Raw genomic sequence first — 16,129 nt, 5'->3', positions numbered from 1 at the left:
TAAAATATCAGGTCACACCTGGCCATCGAACAACAGCCCGGAGAGACTTGGCAGGGTGTTCCCTGCCTGCTCCATGGCCTGCAACCTCTTGTTCATCAAGAGCATTTCTTCACTCGGGATCTGTCGGATAACCTGTTTGGTATCCACATCAATGACCTTGATGACCGGCTGCTCCAGCTCGGGAACCAGACTGAAGTTGATTGTCCATCCCTTCATCTTGCTCAAGTTGTCCAAGCGTTCCTGCAATTCTTGGGCCTGTTTTTCTATATAGGCCTTGTCAATGCTCGGCTTGACTGCCTTGATGTGTGTCGGTGGCTCCTGCGATGCCTTGGCTGCCGACTCGACGCCTTTCTGTTCGGCCACATCATGTCCACCCGCAACGGATGAAGAAGCAGGCATGGCGGCCTGAGGGCCGCCATGTTGAGTTAGCGTCGAAGAAACAGAAGGCATGGCTATCGATTCATTGCCCATCTGCTGCTCCTCATATCAATGATGTTGACGTTACGGCCCGCTTAACCCAGCAGTTGCAGTGCAGACTGCGGACGCTGGTTGGCCTGGGCCAGGATGCTGGAAGCCGCCTGTTGCAGGATGTTCTGCTTGGTCATGTTGGCGGTTTCTGTCGCAAAGTCTGCATCGCGGATACGGGAACGTGCTGCGCTCACGTTTTCCGAGATATTGGCCTGGTTACGAATGGTGGAGTCCAGACGGTTCTGCACCGCCCCCAGCTCTGCACGCTTGCTGTCCACTACTCCCAACATGGCATCAGCAGCAGCCAGAACCTGTTGAGCACCATTCTGAGTGCTAATGCTGATAGAGCTACCGGCAGCAAAGATGGCGGTAACGTTGATGGCTGTACCAATGACAGTACCTACATCCACCGTCGTATTGGCTGCAGCCGCAATGCCGGAGATGCTGAAACCGTCAGCCTGGGAGAGGCTGAAACCGATGGTTTGGTTGGCATCCGCACCGACCTGGAAGCTGCCGCTGTAGTTGCCATCCAGCAATTTGGTACCGGCAAAGGTGGTGTCTTTGGAGATACGGTTGATCTCCGCCCCCAGCTGATCCACTTCCTTCTGCAGAGCTTCACGATCTTTGGCGGAGTTGGAGCCGTTGGCAGATTGTTGCGCCAGGGTACGCATGCGTTGCAGCATACCTGTCACTTCGTCCATGGCCCCTTCAGCGGTCTGCGCCAGAGAGATGCCATCGTTGGCGTTGCGGTTGCCCTGGTCCAGGCCGTTTACCTGGGAGGTCAGACGGTTGGAGATCTGCAGACCCGCCGCATCATCCTTGGCGCTGTTGATGCGCAGGCCGGAGGCCAGACGGGTGTAAGAGGTATCCAACGACTTGGTGGTGTTCATCAAGTTACGCTGGGCGTTCAGTGATGAAGTGTTGGTGTTGATAAACATGGCCATAAAAGATTTCTCCTGATGAACAAGAAACTGCGGGTCCTGCTTGCATCAAGCGAGTCAGAATCCCACCGTTCAGATGGACAGATTGAACGGTCTGTCTCATCTGGCGGGCCCTCTGTTTGAACGGACGTCGAACCCGCAGTCGCGCAAATGTTGGATTTCCGAACACCCTTCAATTTGCTTCATCATCTGTAACGGCAGCCCTGCCGGAAGCTTTAGGAAAATACTTGCCGCTTTTGGCGACCCAGGTGGCAAAGTACCTCCTCCCTTGATGCAGAAATAGCCGGAGAGAATATTGCCGTGGTGAGTCTGGCAATCAGACAACCATGAACGGAGTGGAAAGATAACGTCACATTTGATGCTGCGGGTTAGTCGTGGCTGGTTGTGAGTCATCATGAGGCAAGACGGACCGGGACTATCGCGAGGTATCGGTCCAGGAGAATATCATCGTGCAGACTACCTTACCGATGATCATCACTTGAGCTGTGGCAAACGCCACAACTGCCTATCGCAAGCAGAAAGACAGGGGCTAAATAAAAAAGGAAGCATAAAATGCTTCCTTTTTAGACCTAGGTGGCATGGACAGTCGCCCTGTCAAGGGTCATCAGCCCAGAAGCGACAGAGCAGACTGCGGGCGCTGGTTGGCCTGAGCCAGGATGCTGGAAGCCGCCTGTTGCAGGATGTTCTGCTTGGTCATGTTGGCGGTTTCGGTGGCGAAGTCTGCATCACGGATACGGGAGCGAGCGGCAGAGACGTTTTCCGAGATATTGGACTGGTTGCGAATGGTCGAATCCAGCCGGTTCTGCACCGCACCCAGCTCGGCACGCTTGCTGTCCACGATACCCAACATGGAATCGACGGCGGCCAGTACGTTTTGCGCATTAGTCTGAGTACTGATACTGATGCCACCCGCACTACCACTCAAGAAGATGGTGCTCACGGCAAGAGTGCCACCGCTCGCTGCCGTCACAGTAGTGTTCGCTGCAGCAGAAATACCGGAAATGCTAAAACCCCCAGCTTGAGAAAGGCTGAAGCTGATGGTCTGGTTGGCATCCGCCCCTACCTGGAAGCTGCCATTGTAGTTTCCATCCAGCAGCTTGGTGCCAGCGAAGGTGGTATCGGTGGAGATGCGGTTGATCTCGGAGCCCAGCTGATCCACTTCCTTCTGCAGAGCTTCACGATCTTTGGCGGAGTTGGAGCCGTTGGCAGATTGTTGTGCCAGAGTACGCATGCGTTGCAACATGCCTGTCACTTCGTCCATGGCCCCTTCAGCGGTCTGCGCCAGAGAGATGCCATCGTTGGCGTTGCGGTTGCCCTGGTCCAGGCCGTTTACCTGGGAGGTCAGACGGTTGGAGATCTGCAGACCCGCCGCATCATCCTTGGCGCTGTTGATGCGCAGGCCGGAGGCCAGACGGGTGTAAGAGGTATCCAACGACTTGGTGGTGTTCATCAAGTTACGCTGGGCGTTCAGTGATGAAGTGTTGGTGTTGATAAACATGGCCATAAAAGGTCTCTCCTGATGAACAAGGAACTGCGGGCCCTGTGTGTTGTGTCATACACAATCAGGTTCCCACCGTTCAGATGGACAGATTGAACGGTCTGTCTCATCTGGCGGGTCCTCTGTTTGAACGGACATCGGACCCGCAGTTGCGCAAATGTTGGTTTTCCGAACACCCCTCGATTTGCTTCATCTTCTGTAACGGCCTGCCTCTCAGAACCTTTAAAACAATTTATGCATACCAGGTCACTAAAGTGAGAAAGCGGAGCCTTGGTAGCCCATCGGCCACTTCATTTCCCCCTCCCTTGCTCCTCTCCCGCCTTTTTCATATCTGATGCCATAAATTGGCATGGGTTGTGCAGTGTTTTCTGTGTCGCCATTTTTTCGGCGCCCATAAAAAAGGCCGACAATGTCGGCCAAAGAAGAGCTTACGCTCAGGAGAACAACCTCGAGGGTGACAGAGTGAACGATCTGCGCAACACTCGAGGGGTATACCAATAAGAGAACTTCTCTTTCGATAGAACAAGGCGTAAATCCGAACACCCCATTGTTCCATCTTGTTTACCAGGGCGGCCTGAACAACCGCCCTTTTCTTTTTCTCGGCATCAGGACCTTAGTTCTGCAGCAGGGAGAGTGCAGACTGGGGACGCTGGTTGGCCTGGGCCAGGATGCTGGAAGCCGCCTGTTGCAGGATGTTCTGCTTGGTCATGTTGGCGGTCTCGGTCGCAAAGTCTGCATCGCGGATACGGGAGCGAGCGGCAGAGACGTTTTCCGAGATATTAGCCTGGTTGCGAATGGTGGAGTCCAGACGGTTTTGCACCGCACCCAGTTCGGCACGCTTGCTGTCGACCACGGTCAGCATGGAATCAACCGCAGCCAGCACGTTTTGGGCGTTGGTCTGGGTACTGATGCTGATACCGCCAGCTGCAGCTCCGTTAGTGAAAATGGCATCGACCGCAAGGGTACCACCACTTGCTGCCGTTACCGTGGTGTTCGCTGCCGCTGCGATTCCAGAGATACTGAAACCGTTGGCCTGACTCAGGCTGAAGCTGATGGTCTGGTTGGCATCAGCACCTACTTGGAAAGTACCGCTAAATGAACCATCAAGCAGCTTGGTCCCTGCGAAGGTGGTTGCAGTGGAGATACGGTTGATCTCGGCCCCCAGCTGATCCACTTCTTTTTGCAGGGCTTCACGATCCTTGGCGGAGTTGGAACCGTTGGCGGATTGTTGAGCCAGGGTACGCATGCGTTGCAGCATACCGGTCACTTCATCCATCGCCCCTTCAGCAGTCTGAGCAAGGGAGATGCCGTCGTTGGCGTTGCGGTTGCCCTGGTCCAGACCGTTGATCTGGGAGGTCAGACGGTTGGAGATCTGCAGACCTGCCGCATCGTCTTTGGCGCTGTTGATGCGCAGGCCAGAGGCCAGACGGGTGTAGGAGGTATCCAGGGATTTGGTGCTGTTCATCATGTTACGCTGAGCGTTGAGCGATGAAACGTTGGTATTGATATACAGACTCATGATTTTTCTCCTAAGCTATTAAAATTTAACTTTAATTCACTCAGGCTTTGTTGTGTTTTGTGCCTGATATGTTTAGTTAACGGCGCCTTTTCACAAGACTTTAATTTCTTTTTTCTGCCTTTCTGGCAGTAATCGCCGCCTAACCTATATATCGGCCTCTATTCCTCACCCTTGAGAAAAAAATCAGGATTTTTTGTCACCTGACAGCCCGCCCCCCGGGCCATAGTGGCCACAGCCCGCATCAGACAAGGCGGGAGCGTGATCTTCACCCAGCCTTCAGAAATCGGCGCTGGCTCCCACTTTTGCACGCCAGCATTGCTCATCCCCACACCTTGCCCCTAAAATCGCCGCCCCATCATCTATTGGACGTGAGTTGTTCTCCATGCAGACACTGGTTGAGCAGATTGTTTACATCAGCGACATGTTTGGTACTGCGGTATTCGCGTTTTCGGGCGTACTGGTGGCGGGCCGCCTCAGGATGGACGGTTTCGGTGTCATGGTGCTGGCGGCGGTTACCGCCATCGGGGGTGGCACCATCCGTGACATGATCCTGGGGGCAACCCCGGTCTTCTGGGTGCGCGACCCCCTCTATATCTGGGTGGTCATTGCCACGGCGCTCATCGGCATGTGGATGGTCAAGCTGCCCCGCCGCATGCCCTGGTACGTGCTGCCGGTGGCGGACGCCTTCGGGTTGGCGCTCTTTACCGTGATCGGGGCACAAAAAGCCCTCAACTTTGGTACATCGGGGCTTATCGCCGTATTGATGGGCACCATGACAGGGGTCGCTGGGGGCATGATAAGGGACGTGCTGGCCCGGGAAGTGCCCATGGTGCTGCAAAAGGAGATCTACGCCACCGCCTGCATTCTGGGCGGCATCCTCTATACCCTGTCGCTGGAGGTCGGGGTAGACAGGGTCAGCGCCATGCTCATCAGCATGCTCGGGGTGTTTGGTCTGCGGGTGGCGGCCATCTACTGGCACCTCTCCCTGCCCACCTTCTCGCTGCAGCGCAACTGAGAAGCCTCAGAGTGGGCGAGATCCCATCCCGGCAGGGACAAGATTGAACCAAGCCGGCTTTTCTGTTGTCATACAGGGGTCGTTTCAAGCCGGAAAACCTCATGCAAAAACTTGGGCTCATTACCACGCTTGTTCTGATGATGGTGGCAGCGGCTCATGCGGGGGCACAGGCCCTGTTCGGGCGTCTGGCATCCACCCCGGTGCAGCAGTTCAACCAGCAGATCCGTCAGGCGAGCAGCAGTCAGCAAGGCTGGGTCAACGACTATCGCGAAGTGGCTCGCCGCTTCGTCGGCCATAAAGATGTACCCACCCGTATCCATGCTCAACAGCTGGACAACGATCTGGTGCTCTCGGTGGCCCTTGATGGCCAGCGTAGCGACATGCTCTACATCCTGACCCTGTTTCGCAGCAACAACCTGTGGCAGATGCGTCAGGCCGAGATGGGCTGGCGCTGTCAGGGTCAGGAAACCTTCACCCCGGTCCCCTGCCCCTGAGCGTCTACCTTCATCCGAGTGAAATAAAAAATCCGGCGCCTTGGCCGGATTTTTTATACGCGTCTTGCCGTCACATCACGGACGGTAGACCTTGACGTTGGCAAAGCCCTTCTCTTTCAGGTAAAGCGCCTGCAGCTTGCTCATCACGCCACGATCGCAATAGAGCAGGTAGGTCTTCTCTTTCGGCAGGTCACCAAAGGCGGTGGCCAGCTTGAAGAAGGGGATATGCATGATCTCGCGCCCTTCCACCACCAGCGGCTTGTCGTCATGCTCCTCCATGGAGCGGATGTCCAGGATCACCTCGTCGTCACCGCTCTCGGCGGTGGTCTCCACCTCCTGCACCTCGGCGGCGGTCTCTTCACCGATGCGACGAATGTCGAGGTAACGGGCCTCGGCCACCACCTTGTCCAGAATGGCAAAGTCGAAGTTCTCCTCTTCCGCCTCGATGCGGGAGAGCTCGGCCTTCACGGTCGGCTTCTTGGAAATCACGCCGCAGTACTCCGGCATGGTCTCGGCGAACTCCAGGGTGCCGATGCGACGGGCTTCGCTGATGATGTCCGGCTTGTCCCAGGTGATGAGCGGGCGCAGGATCACCTTGTCGGTCACCCGGTCGATGACGTTCAAGTTGGTGAGGGTCTGGCTGGAAACCTGGCCAACGCACTCGCCGGTCACCAGGGCCGGGATCTGGAACTCGTCGGCCACCTTGGCAGCGGCACGCATCATCATCCGCTTGAGCACCACCCCCATCTGGCCGTTGTCGATCTTCTCGAGGATCTCGGCCACCACGGGCTCGAAATCCACCGCGGTGAAGCGCACCCGGTGGGAGGAGCCGAAACGGTTCCACAGGTGATAGGCCACCTGCTTGACGCCGATCTCGTGAGCCGCCCCACCCAGATTGAAGAAGCAGTAGTGCACCCGGCAGCCGCGCTTGATGAACTGGAAGGAGGCGACACCCGAGTCAAACCCGCCGGAGAGCAAGCTCAGCACATCTTCCTGGGTGGCGATGGGCATGCCGCTCAGCCCCTGGTGGATGGCGCTGACGATGAAAAGCTCCTCGCCATCGATCTCGAGGTTGATCTTCACATCCGGGTTCTTGAGGCGCACGCCGTTGCTCACGCAGTGCTGGTTCAGACCGCCGCCCACGTAGCGTTCAATCTCCAGCGAGGAGAATTCGTGCTTGCCGTGGCGCTTGGCACGCACGCAGAATGTCTTGCCCTCGAGCTGATCACCCCAGACGGCTTTCACCTGCTCGAAGATGTCGTGCAGGTCGGTAAACTTGCTGGCCTGCACCTCGAGGAAGGCCTGAATGCCGGGGATGCAGGCCAGGGCTTCGATGGCCTGCTCGCGGAACTGGTCATTACGGGAGCTCACGATCAGCTTGTCCCAATCCATCCGCACCCGGGCATCGTCGTCGAAGCGGCGCAGGACATTGCGGATATTGCCCTGCAGGATCTTGATAAAGCGCTGGCGAACCGACTTGCTCTTGATGGTGATTTCAGGGAACAGCTTGATAATGAACTTCATGGTAATGACTCGGGTGGCCTTGATTTAAGGGCGCGAATTATATCAGAACTTTGTGACCAGCGCCTACTGCATGAGCGGCTGCTCACATTCCCCCACGCAAAGTTTGCCGCATCCGGGCAATCATGCGTATATTCCCACCCCTGCATCCTGGCAACACAGCATTCATGAAAACCCATATCTACTACCCCGGCATGGAGGTACGCGACGAGCTCTGGCTCAAGTTTGCCCTGCTCTATCTGGAGCGGCTCGCCTTCGTCTTCACCGTCAGTGAGAAGAGCGGTCTCACCGCCCTGCTGGAGACCCTGCGCCAGCAAACCGACCTGCTGGCCGAGCCGCCACGACCCGCCTTCTTCGCCCATATCACGCCCCAGGTGGAGAGCCAGATTGCCGGCCTGGTCGCCCCCGACTTCGTGCGTCACAAGGTGTTTGGCAACAGGGAGCTCATCGCCCGCTGGCGTTCAGCCCCCAACCACGACTGCTTCTGCCCGGCTCAGGCGGGACTGGAGCGGCTACACGGGTTTTGTCTGACCCACGGCTTTGCGACGCAGGATGAAGGGGGGATCAGAATGGCGCGCCGCTTTGCCAACCTGCTCTCCATGCGCCTCGCCCGTGAGTGGGCTCTCGCCAATGACGGGGCGCTGATTACCGATCACGACTATCTCGACCGCCTGCTTCACCTGCTCGAATCCCGCTACCACAATCGCGGCGGTCAGGATTGCTTCCACCTCGAGATCCCGCTGCAAGTGCCCACTCACCTGGCCGACATCCCGTTTGCGGAGCTCATTGCCCTGCGGGGGCGAAGCGGCTTTCGTCAGCAGCTCGCCGAGTTCCATCAGGCCCTCGATGCCCTGCTCGCCATGCTGGGCAGCGGCTACGCCGAACCCGCCGTGTTGACCCGCTTCGAGCAGGCCCAGCAGGGGTTCACACCCTTGCTGGGACCCGAGACCGTCACCCTGCCGCTCACCACGCTCGTCAGTACTGGCTTACCGGCCATGGCGATGATCCACCACCTCAAGGGGAGTCACCCACAGAGCGACCTGGTGTTTCATCCCATCAAGAAGAGCCACTTCCACCAGCGCAAGAGCCGGCATTTCTTCACCCGGCTGGGGCAGGTCAAGCCCTGACTCCCCGCCTCTGCCGGGGAATCGACAATCAACTGACGGCATCGGGACCATCACCGATGCCGTCAATATTCTGGCGCTCACCACGCCCTCAGGAGGGGTTTTCCAGCCGAAACTCGATGCGATCGCTGTTTCCCGCCTCATCCACCACCACCAGCTGATAGCGGCCCGCCTTGCTCACTACTTGATCCCCGTCCCAGCGCAGCCGCTGGCCGTTGAGAAACCAGGCCGGCTTGCCGACACCGCCGAGCACCTTGGGCTGCAACCGATAGCGCTGACTGCGGATAAGGTTGCCCTCCCCCAGTGCCAGGATGCGGATGGGGGCCTGCTGCTCGGCGCTCTGCCCCTCCCCCGCGCAGCCCCTGGCAAGCAGCGCCTGACGCCGCTCGCCCGGTGAGCGCCATGGCTCCAGCGACAGCGGCCAGAGCGCTCTAAAAGCGGATTGTGCCGCATCGTGGCAGCGGGTCAGCGTCGGCTTGCCGTCGACAGTGAGCGCAACCTGGCGCAGCGGCGAGGGCCAATCCATGGGATCCGGCAAGGTGGGAGGGTCGCGCCCTTCCAGCAGCCAGGCGCTCTGATGCTGCAAACAGGCCTCTGGCAGGGTCGCGCTCGTCTTGCGCCCCAGCGGCCAGCAAACTTCGGCCTCGCTCACCGTGTTGGGTTGTGCCGGCAGGGGGCTGTTGTCCGAGAGCCGCGAATAGACAGAGAGCAGCAGCGGCACTGCCGCGCTCTGTCCATAAAAGCCGGGCATGGGGGTGCCATCGGGGCGCCCCAGCCAGACGCCGATGGTCCAACGACCGGAGACCCCCATGGCCCAGCTGTCGCGATAGCCATAGCTGGTGCCGGTCTTCCAGGCCAGTCGATTGACCCGGCCGGTCGCCTCACTGGCAAAGGGCTGATCCGCGCGCCCCTGGGCGCTCAATATCTGCCAGATGATCCAGGCGGCCCCCGGGCTCAGCAAGGGGCGTGACACCGCCTGCTGCCCCGCCAGCCAGACCGGCATCGCCACCTGCCCCTGCCGGGTCAGCGAGCTGTAGAGCGCCACCAGCTGCTCGAGCCGAATGCCCGCTGCCCCGAGCGCAATGGCCGGATTGGGCTTGCCTACGAGCGCCAGCCTCACCCCGGCGTTGTCGAGGCGGCTCACCAGTCTGTCGGCCCCGAGCGCCTCCAGCACCTGCACCGCCGGCACGTTGAGGGATTGCTGCAGCGCCTGGGCCAGGGTTACCGGTCCCTGAAAGGCGCCAGAGAAATTGGCGGGGCGATAGTCCGAGCCCAGCCTTGGCGCATCGGAGAGCAGAGAGGCCGAGTGCACCAGCCCCTCGTCCATCGCCAGACCGTAGATGAAGGGCTTGAGGGTGGAGCCGGGAGAGCGGATCGCCTGCACCATGTCGAGATAACCGTGGCGACGCAGATTGCCATACTCGGCGCTGCCCACATAGGCGCGCACCGCCATGGTTTTGTTGTCGACCAGGAGCAACGCCGCTGAGGTCTGCTCGGGGAAGCGGCGGATATAGCTCGCCACCAGCCCCTCCAGCCAGCGCTGCAGATCGCCGTCGATGGTGGTATGCACCAGGGCCCCGGCCTGATGGTCGGCGGCGAGGCGGGCAAAGAGCGGCGCCTCCATCGGCGTGAAGTGACCGCGGGCCAGCACAGGCTCGATGCGTCCCTCCAGCCACACCTGTTCGGGCCAGACCCCCTGCGCCACCAGCCGCTGCATCACCTTGTCGCGAGCCGCGCGAGCCCGTTCGGGATGCCGGTCCGGCCGGTTGCGGCTGGGGGCCTGAGGCAGCACCGCCAAGAGCGCCGCCTCGGCATGGGTCAGCTTGGCCGCGCTCTTGCCGAGATAGGCAAAACTTGCCGCCTGTACCCCCTCCAGATTGCCGCCAAAGGGCGCCCGGTTGAGGTAGACGGTAAGCAAGGTGCGCTTGTCATAGTGCCACTCCAGCTGCAGCGCGCGCGCCATCTGGCGCAGCTTGCCGGGCACGCTTCTGTGGTAGGGCTCGATAAGGCGGGCCACCTGCATGGTGAGGGTCGAGCCCCCCGACACGGCCCGCCCGTAACGCAACCACTGCCAGACCCCGCGCACCATGGCCACCGGATTGACCCCGGGATGGTGCCAAAAGTAGCGATCCTCGTAGCCCAGCAGCGCCTCGATATAGCGAGGGGAAACCTGCTCCAGGGTCACGGGGTAACGCCACACGCCGCTGGTATCGGCAAAGGCGCGCAGCGGTCGCCCCTTCATGTCGAGCACCACCCGTGCATAGGCCGGGTCGAGCGGTGGCGGCGGGAAGAGTCGATCCAGCGCCAGCAATGACAGGAGCAGTGCTACAACGCCCAGCATCGAGAAACGCAGCCAGCGTGGCAGGCGACCAAGCCAGCTCCAGCAAGCGTGGCCAGTGCGACCCAATTTCAGCCAGCCACGCTGCCAGAAAGTGAGCGGGCGAACCCGCTCAAGGGAGGGTTTGTTACTCAGAGATGATCACCTCATGGATATCCTCACCCACAGCCCGGATCTCGGGTCGGTACATATCCTCCACCTGGGTCGGCGGCACCTGATAGCGACCCGGCGTCACCGCCCGCATCAGGTAGACCAGTTGCTGGTTGCTCCCGGCGCTCAGATCCAGCGCCGCCGTGTAGCGGTCATCGCGAAACTCCTGATGCTTGAGGTAGTCGTTCCACTCGCTCTGCCACGCCGGTTTCCCCTCGATGGAGAGCTCTTCGAGCTTGATGCTGTTGCCAAGGGCCGGGTTCTCCAGCTCAAAGCCAGCGGGCACCATCTCCACCAGCAGGGCATCGGGCACCGCCGATTCACTGCTGACATTGAGCCGCACCACCACCAGATCGCCCACCTTCACCTTGGTCGGGTCAAAACGCTGACCGTCGCTGTTGAACCAGCTGCGGGTCACGCTTATCCCCTGACTCAACCGGGTAGGAGCCTGTTCGGGGTAGCCGATCACAGTGCGCTGCACATAGAGGGAGCCCTTGCCCTCGTTGGTGACGGCGCTCGCCGCCAGCGCCTCAGGGGTGCCCTGCTGCAGCGGAGCCGAACCGCTCAGGGATCCACTGCCAAGAGAGGAAGCCACCCTGGCCTGCCAGTCGACGGCCGGATCGACGCGGGCGAGTCGCAGCAGGGCGAGCCGCTCCTGAGTGCTGAGCCACTGACGATGGGCCAGGGTATCGGCCACCTTGGCACTGAGGGCCGGCCAGCGCTCCGCAGCCAGCTTGTGTTGGCGCAACAGGGAGAGCTCAAGGGCCTGATCGCGCAGCGGCGAGCCGTAATCCCCCAGATAATCGTCCCCGCGCTCGGTCGCCAATGCCCGGCTGAGGGCCTTGGCGGCATTCTGCTCATCCCCCATGGCCGAGAGCGCCAGCGAGAGGTGCAAGAGTGGCAAACCGGAGCGGGCGTGATCAGCCTGCTGCTCCCAGATAAGGCGCAGGGTAGCGAGCGGCGCCTTGCCCACCCGGGCCAACACATAGGCGCTGTAGGACTGATAGGCCAGCCGGCTGTGCTCGGGAGCACTGCTCCAGCGCTCGCCATACTGGCTGTCGGTGAGATAGCTCTGCAGCCGGTTCAGCGCCTGATTGAGCATCGCCTCCGGCACTGCGTCACCCGCCTCCTTGCGCGCCAGCAGGTAGTCGGCGGCATAGGCGGTGAGCCACTGCTCCTCGTCGGAGCGACCATCCCACAGGCCAAAGCCACCGCTTGGCAGTTGCAACCGCTGCAGCCGTTGCAGCAGGGCGCGTTGCACATCCGCCTCGCTCGCCGTTTTCTTGCCCTCTGCGGGTTTGCGCCAGGCGGCCCGCTCATCGGCCGTGGTCAGCAAGTAAGGCCAGGCACGGGACAAGGTCTGCTCCAGACAGGCATAGGGGTAGTCGGCCAGCGCCTGCCACTGGGCTGCCGGATCCCAGGGGGGAGTGCCGGAGAGGCTGAGCAGCCCCTGCAGGTTGGCGGGATCCAGTCCGGCCAGCTCAGCTGGCGCAAAGCTCATCTGCTGGCCGGGAGCCAGCATCTGGTAGCGCTGGCGAGTCTCGGCCGGCCAGGGGGATCGCAGCGGCAAAGTCCAGTCGCGGCTGATGGCAAAATCCTTGCCGCTGGCAGCCAACTGCAGACGTGCCACGCCGCTCGCCCCAGTCACGGTGAGCGGCAGGGTCAGCCACTGCTCCTCGCCATTTTTAAGGGAAAGGGTGCCGGGCAGCTCGCCGTTTGCTTTCAGCCCGCCGTTGAGGGTCCAGGCAAGGGAGAGGGTCTGATCCTCACCGCTCATGTTGCGCAGCTGCACCAGCGCCCGGGTCTCATCCCCTCTGGCGCCAAAGCGCGGCCAGCCGATCTCTGCCACCAGCGGCGCCACCACCTTGACGGCGCGCTCGGCCTCACCCACCTGCTGTTCGTTCCAGGCCAGCGCCATCAGCGCCAGCTCGCCGTTGAAGTTGGGCAGCTCGAGCGGGATCACCACCTTGCCACTCTCATCAAAACTCACCTCGCCGCTCCAGAGCGCGGCAATCTCGACCCGGCTCTCCAGCGCGCCGCCCTTTTTCAGCGGCGCCCGGTCACCCCCGTAGTTGAGGCGAGCCAGCTTGCCATCCTGCGGCGGGATCACCTGGCCGTAGTTGTCGAACAAATCTTGCGCGAAGCGCTTGCGGCCAAAGAAGATCTCGAACGGGTCGAGCGGCTGATAATCGCTGATGTTGAGCACACCCCGATCCACCGCCGCCAGCACCACGCGGCCCTGACTGTTGGGGGTGGAGGTGGCGGTCACTTCCAGCCGGGTGAGCGGCACCGCTTTGTCCGGCGCGCTCAGGGTAAGCGGCAGACGGCGCGCTTCCCGATCCAGGGTGAACGGCACCAGCCCGACCGAGCGCAGGCTCTGCACACTCTTTTGGCTCACCGGCTTTGAGTCACTGTCTGGCGCGGCGATCTGGGCCGAGATATGCAGGTCATGGCGCTGCCACTCGGGGCTGACCGGGATCTCGAATTCGCCTCGGGCATCCTTGGCATCGTTGCCGGCCCCCTTGAGCTCGATGCGCTGCCACCAGCGCAGGCCGTCACCATCTTCCACCAGCAGCAACCCCTTGCCGGGGCGCGGGGCCACCAGGGTCACTTTGGCCTTGTCACCCGCCTGATAGGCGCGCTTGTCGAGAGTGATGGCAATCTTGTCGGGCCGTGCCTGCTCCCCACCGCCGCCCCAAGCGTAACTGCCTATCTCTACCCGCAGGCTGGATTGATGGCCCTGACTGTTCTCCACTTCCAATCGATACCAGCCCGCCGCCAGTTGCAGCGTGAGCGGGGTCGGCCCCTTGCCATCCAGCTGCAGGGTCTGCTCCTGTTCCAGATAGGGCTGGCTGTTGAACTCGTACTTCCACCCCTCCCCATCGGCGTAGTGCCAGTAGTAGTCGCGGTACTCGTTGATGAGGCGCACTTTCACCCCCCCCGCCACCGGCTGGCCTTGCTCATCGAGGTTGAGGATCTGGAAGGGGAGCGGCTTGCCCCCTTCCACCCGCTCCGCCACGAAATCGGCCTTGAGCGCTGGCCACTGGCTGCCCGCGGGCCAGCCATACTGGGTGCGGCTGCGATTGACGGCGCGGCCACCGGGTTCGGAGAGCGACACTCGATAGGCCACCTCCAGCGGCCCGAGGGCGCGCACCCCATCGAGCTCATCAGCTAACGAAAACGTCCCCTGCCCCTGCGCATCAAGGGTGAGACTGAGGGGCTCAAGATCCCTGGCCTGCTCGGCGAGCAGCACGTCACCCAGCGTGAACTCCTGCCACTGGGTGAAGGGCATGGTGGCGCGGCTTAACTTCACCTCCGCCTTGGCTTTGGTGGCACTGGCTGGTGCGCCGTAGAGATAGTCCCCTTGCAGCGGCAGGCTGAGGGCGGCGTCCAGACTCGTCACTTCCCCATCCGGCCCCTTGCCAAGCTGCAGTTTCAGGCGCTCCGGCAAAAACTCCTCCACCAGGAAAGGCCACTCGAAACGGCTGCCGGCGGCAGTCTTGAGGTTGATGGTCCAGCGCCCGAGCGGCGCATCCTCCGGCAGATGCAGGCCGTAGTGGGCCGCGCCCAAATTATCCGGCAGCAGCCGCTTTTGTTCGAGCAGCTGGCCGTCCGGCTGTTTCACCTCCAGCTCCACCGCCATGCCCGGCAGCAGCTGGCCATCCTGCCCCTTGAGCAGGATTTCGCTGTCGAGCCGCTCGCCGGGGCGATAGAGATCGCGTCCGCTGAACAGATAGAGTTGCTGGGCCTGCCAGGGCTGGGTGCCGAGATCGAAGGTGGAGAGATCGAGGGCCGCGCCATCGAGGCGCAGCACCGCCAGATGGTTGCCCTGCTCGGCCAGCAGCAGGCGAGCCCCCTGCACCTGATCGAAGCGGCGATGACCTTGGGGGTCGGTGGTTTGCACCTGCAGCCGGTTGCCCTTCTGGTCGAGCAGGGAGAGCTGCACATCCTTGAGGGGGTCGGCGCTGGCCAGGGAGCTGACGAACACCTCCAGCTCATCGCGGTAACGGCGGGCACTGAGCCCCATGTCGCTCACCGCAAAGTAGGTGGTCTCCTTGCGCCAGTCGTAGTTGCCAAGGGGCGACATCACCGCAAAGTAGACGCCGGCCTCCGCCAGCTGCGGCTCCTTCACATTGATGAGGCGGGTCTCGCGCCGGTTGGCATCGAGCTCCAGCGCATAGCGGCCGCTGAACACCCGCTTGGCCCGCTTGGTGATCTGCTCAAGCTCCCAGTTGCCCATGCCGGCACCGGGGCGATACTCGGCCAGGAAACGGGGCAGATACTCCGCATCGACCCGGAAGAAGTCGATATTGACCTCATCCACATTGACCGCGCTGATGGGCAGGCGCAGCTCGTCGCGCAGCGGCAATACCATACCGCTCGCGGTAAACGACGCCCCCGCCTCCAGCGGCCGGGTCTTGAGGGTCCAGCGCTGGGGGGATGGGCCCAGCCCAGCCTTGAGGCTCACCTCGTAGCGTTTGTCGGGTTGCACGTTCGGGAAATAGAGGGTGCGGCCATCGTCGGCGAGGATCCACTCCCCCTGCACCTGCTTGCCCCCTTCACTCACAGAAAGCCAGCTCTGCCAGTTTGCCTTGGGCGCCAATGGGCCGGAGAAGACCAGCGCCAGCGCCGGGGCATCCCGATACTGGCGGGCATTGGCCTGCACCACGGAGGCGGGCGCCCCCGCCTCCTGCCGGGCCATCGGGTCAGTCGTCGGCTCCTGGCTGACAGGCTTGTCGGGGCCGCAACCAGCCAGCAGCAGCGCCGCCAGCCAGGCCACACGGGGAAGACGAGTCACGGGGCAGGAGAGAGAGAGGTGCATGGTGTTCATCCCGGGTTGGATCGCCGCAGCGCAGGAGCCAATAGAATAAAGCGTCGCTCCCGGGAACACCAACTGCCATATCGGGCGGCATCGGCCAACAGAGATGCCTACATCGCCACGGACGCGGGCACGACGCCCCGTGAAGCGCGAGGTTTATTCGAGACCCTGCATGCGATGTCCTGTTCCATGAAAGAGGATTGTCGTGATTTTCTGAACCCAGGCTAAACCGGGCACCACTG

At 61.5% G+C, this 16,129-nt stretch carries 10 protein-coding genes; 3 read left to right on the top strand and 7 right to left on the bottom strand.

Annotated elements, in window-relative coordinates; translation table 11 throughout:
* Positions 1-12 precede the first annotated feature (12 nt).
* The 4 genes from ACVDHI_RS04140 to ACVDHI_RS04125 form a co-directional block, all read right to left on the bottom strand.
* A complete protein-coding gene (locus ACVDHI_RS04140) occupies positions 13-471 on the bottom strand; it encodes a flagellar protein FlaG (protein WP_225315744.1) in 459 nt (152 codons plus the stop codon).
* A 41-nt stretch (positions 472-512) separates the two neighbouring features.
* A complete protein-coding gene (locus ACVDHI_RS04135; RefSeq protein ID WP_042015963.1) occupies positions 513-1,412 on the bottom strand; it encodes a flagellin N-terminal helical domain-containing protein in 900 nt (299 codons plus the stop codon).
* 601 nt (positions 1,413-2,013) lie between these two features.
* Positions 2,014-2,913, bottom strand: a complete 900-nt coding sequence (locus tag ACVDHI_RS04130) for a flagellin N-terminal helical domain-containing protein (RefSeq protein WP_042015962.1) — start codon at positions 2,911-2,913, stop codon at positions 2,014-2,016.
* A 607-nt stretch (positions 2,914-3,520) separates the two neighbouring features.
* Positions 3,521-4,426: a flagellin N-terminal helical domain-containing protein gene (locus ACVDHI_RS04125; RefSeq protein WP_042015961.1), complete on the bottom strand. Its 906-nt coding sequence runs from the start codon at positions 4,424-4,426 to the stop codon at positions 3,521-3,523.
* Positions 4,427-4,808: 382 nt separating this feature from the next.
* On the opposite strand from ACVDHI_RS04125, the gene ACVDHI_RS04120 reads away from it, so the two are divergent.
* Together ACVDHI_RS04120 and ACVDHI_RS04115 are read left to right on the top strand one after the other, a co-directional pair.
* Positions 4,809-5,441 carry a trimeric intracellular cation channel family protein gene (locus ACVDHI_RS04120; protein ID WP_041212810.1) on the top strand — a complete coding sequence of 211 codons (633 nt, stop codon included), beginning with the start codon at positions 4,809-4,811 and terminating at the stop codon, positions 5,439-5,441.
* Positions 5,442-5,542: 101 nt separating this feature from the next.
* Positions 5,543-5,935, top strand: coding sequence for a hypothetical protein (locus ACVDHI_RS04115; protein ID WP_039038657.1), 393 nt, complete (start codon positions 5,543-5,545; stop codon positions 5,933-5,935).
* A gap of 75 nt (positions 5,936-6,010) precedes the next feature.
* Here the strand turns inward: ACVDHI_RS04115 and thiI are convergent, their stop codons facing one another.
* The gene (gene thiI, locus ACVDHI_RS04110) at positions 6,011-7,459 is read right to left on the bottom strand and encodes a tRNA uracil 4-sulfurtransferase ThiI (protein ID WP_039038656.1); all 1,449 of its coding nucleotides are present in this window, start codon (positions 7,457-7,459) and stop codon (positions 6,011-6,013) included.
* Between the two features lie 164 nt (positions 7,460-7,623).
* Between thiI and ACVDHI_RS04105 the strand changes: the two genes are divergently transcribed.
* Positions 7,624-8,583 (top strand): hypothetical protein, encoded by a 960-nt coding sequence (locus ACVDHI_RS04105; protein ID WP_041212808.1) that lies wholly within the window; start codon positions 7,624-7,626, stop codon positions 8,581-8,583.
* An 88-nt stretch (positions 8,584-8,671) separates the two neighbouring features.
* Here the strand turns inward: ACVDHI_RS04105 and pbpC are convergent, their stop codons facing one another.
* The gene (pbpC, locus tag ACVDHI_RS04100) at positions 8,672-10,921 is read right to left on the bottom strand and encodes a penicillin-binding protein 1C (RefSeq protein ID WP_447211726.1); all 2,250 of its coding nucleotides are present in this window, start codon (positions 10,919-10,921) and stop codon (positions 8,672-8,674) included.
* Between the two features lie 124 nt (positions 10,922-11,045).
* Positions 11,046-15,890, bottom strand: a complete 4,845-nt coding sequence (locus ACVDHI_RS04095; RefSeq protein ID WP_447211725.1) for an alpha-2-macroglobulin family protein — start codon at positions 15,888-15,890, stop codon at positions 11,046-11,048.
* Positions 15,891-16,129: the final 239 nt, after the last annotated feature.

It is taken from the genome of Aeromonas sp. 25-248, from assembly GCF_053005425.1.
This window is presented reverse-complemented; position numbering and strand designations above follow the sequence as displayed.

Coding starts and splice junctions, on each gene's coding strand:
- ACVDHI_RS04140 (WP_225315744.1), bottom strand. CDS start 471: ATGGGCAATGAATCGATAGCCATGCCTTCTGTTTCTTCGACGCTAACT.
- ACVDHI_RS04135 (WP_042015963.1), bottom strand. CDS start 1,412: ATGGCCATGTTTATCAACACCAACACTTCATCACTGAACGCCCAGCGT.
- ACVDHI_RS04095 (WP_447211725.1), bottom strand. CDS start 15,890: ATGCACCTCTCTCTCTCCTGCCCCGTGACTCGTCTTCCCCGTGTGGCC.
- ACVDHI_RS04130 (WP_042015962.1), bottom strand. CDS start 2,913: ATGGCCATGTTTATCAACACCAACACTTCATCACTGAACGCCCAGCGT.
- thiI (WP_039038656.1), bottom strand. CDS start 7,459: ATGAAGTTCATTATCAAGCTGTTCCCTGAAATCACCATCAAGAGCAAG.
- pbpC (WP_447211726.1), bottom strand. CDS start 10,921: ATGCTGGGCGTTGTAGCACTGCTCCTGTCATTGCTGGCGCTGGATCGA.
- ACVDHI_RS04125 (WP_042015961.1), bottom strand. CDS start 4,426: ATGAGTCTGTATATCAATACCAACGTTTCATCGCTCAACGCTCAGCGT.
- ACVDHI_RS04120 (WP_041212810.1), top strand. CDS start 4,809: ATGCAGACACTGGTTGAGCAGATTGTTTACATCAGCGACATGTTTGGT.
- ACVDHI_RS04115 (WP_039038657.1), top strand. CDS start 5,543: ATGCAAAAACTTGGGCTCATTACCACGCTTGTTCTGATGATGGTGGCA.
- ACVDHI_RS04105 (WP_041212808.1), top strand. CDS start 7,624: ATGAAAACCCATATCTACTACCCCGGCATGGAGGTACGCGACGAGCTC.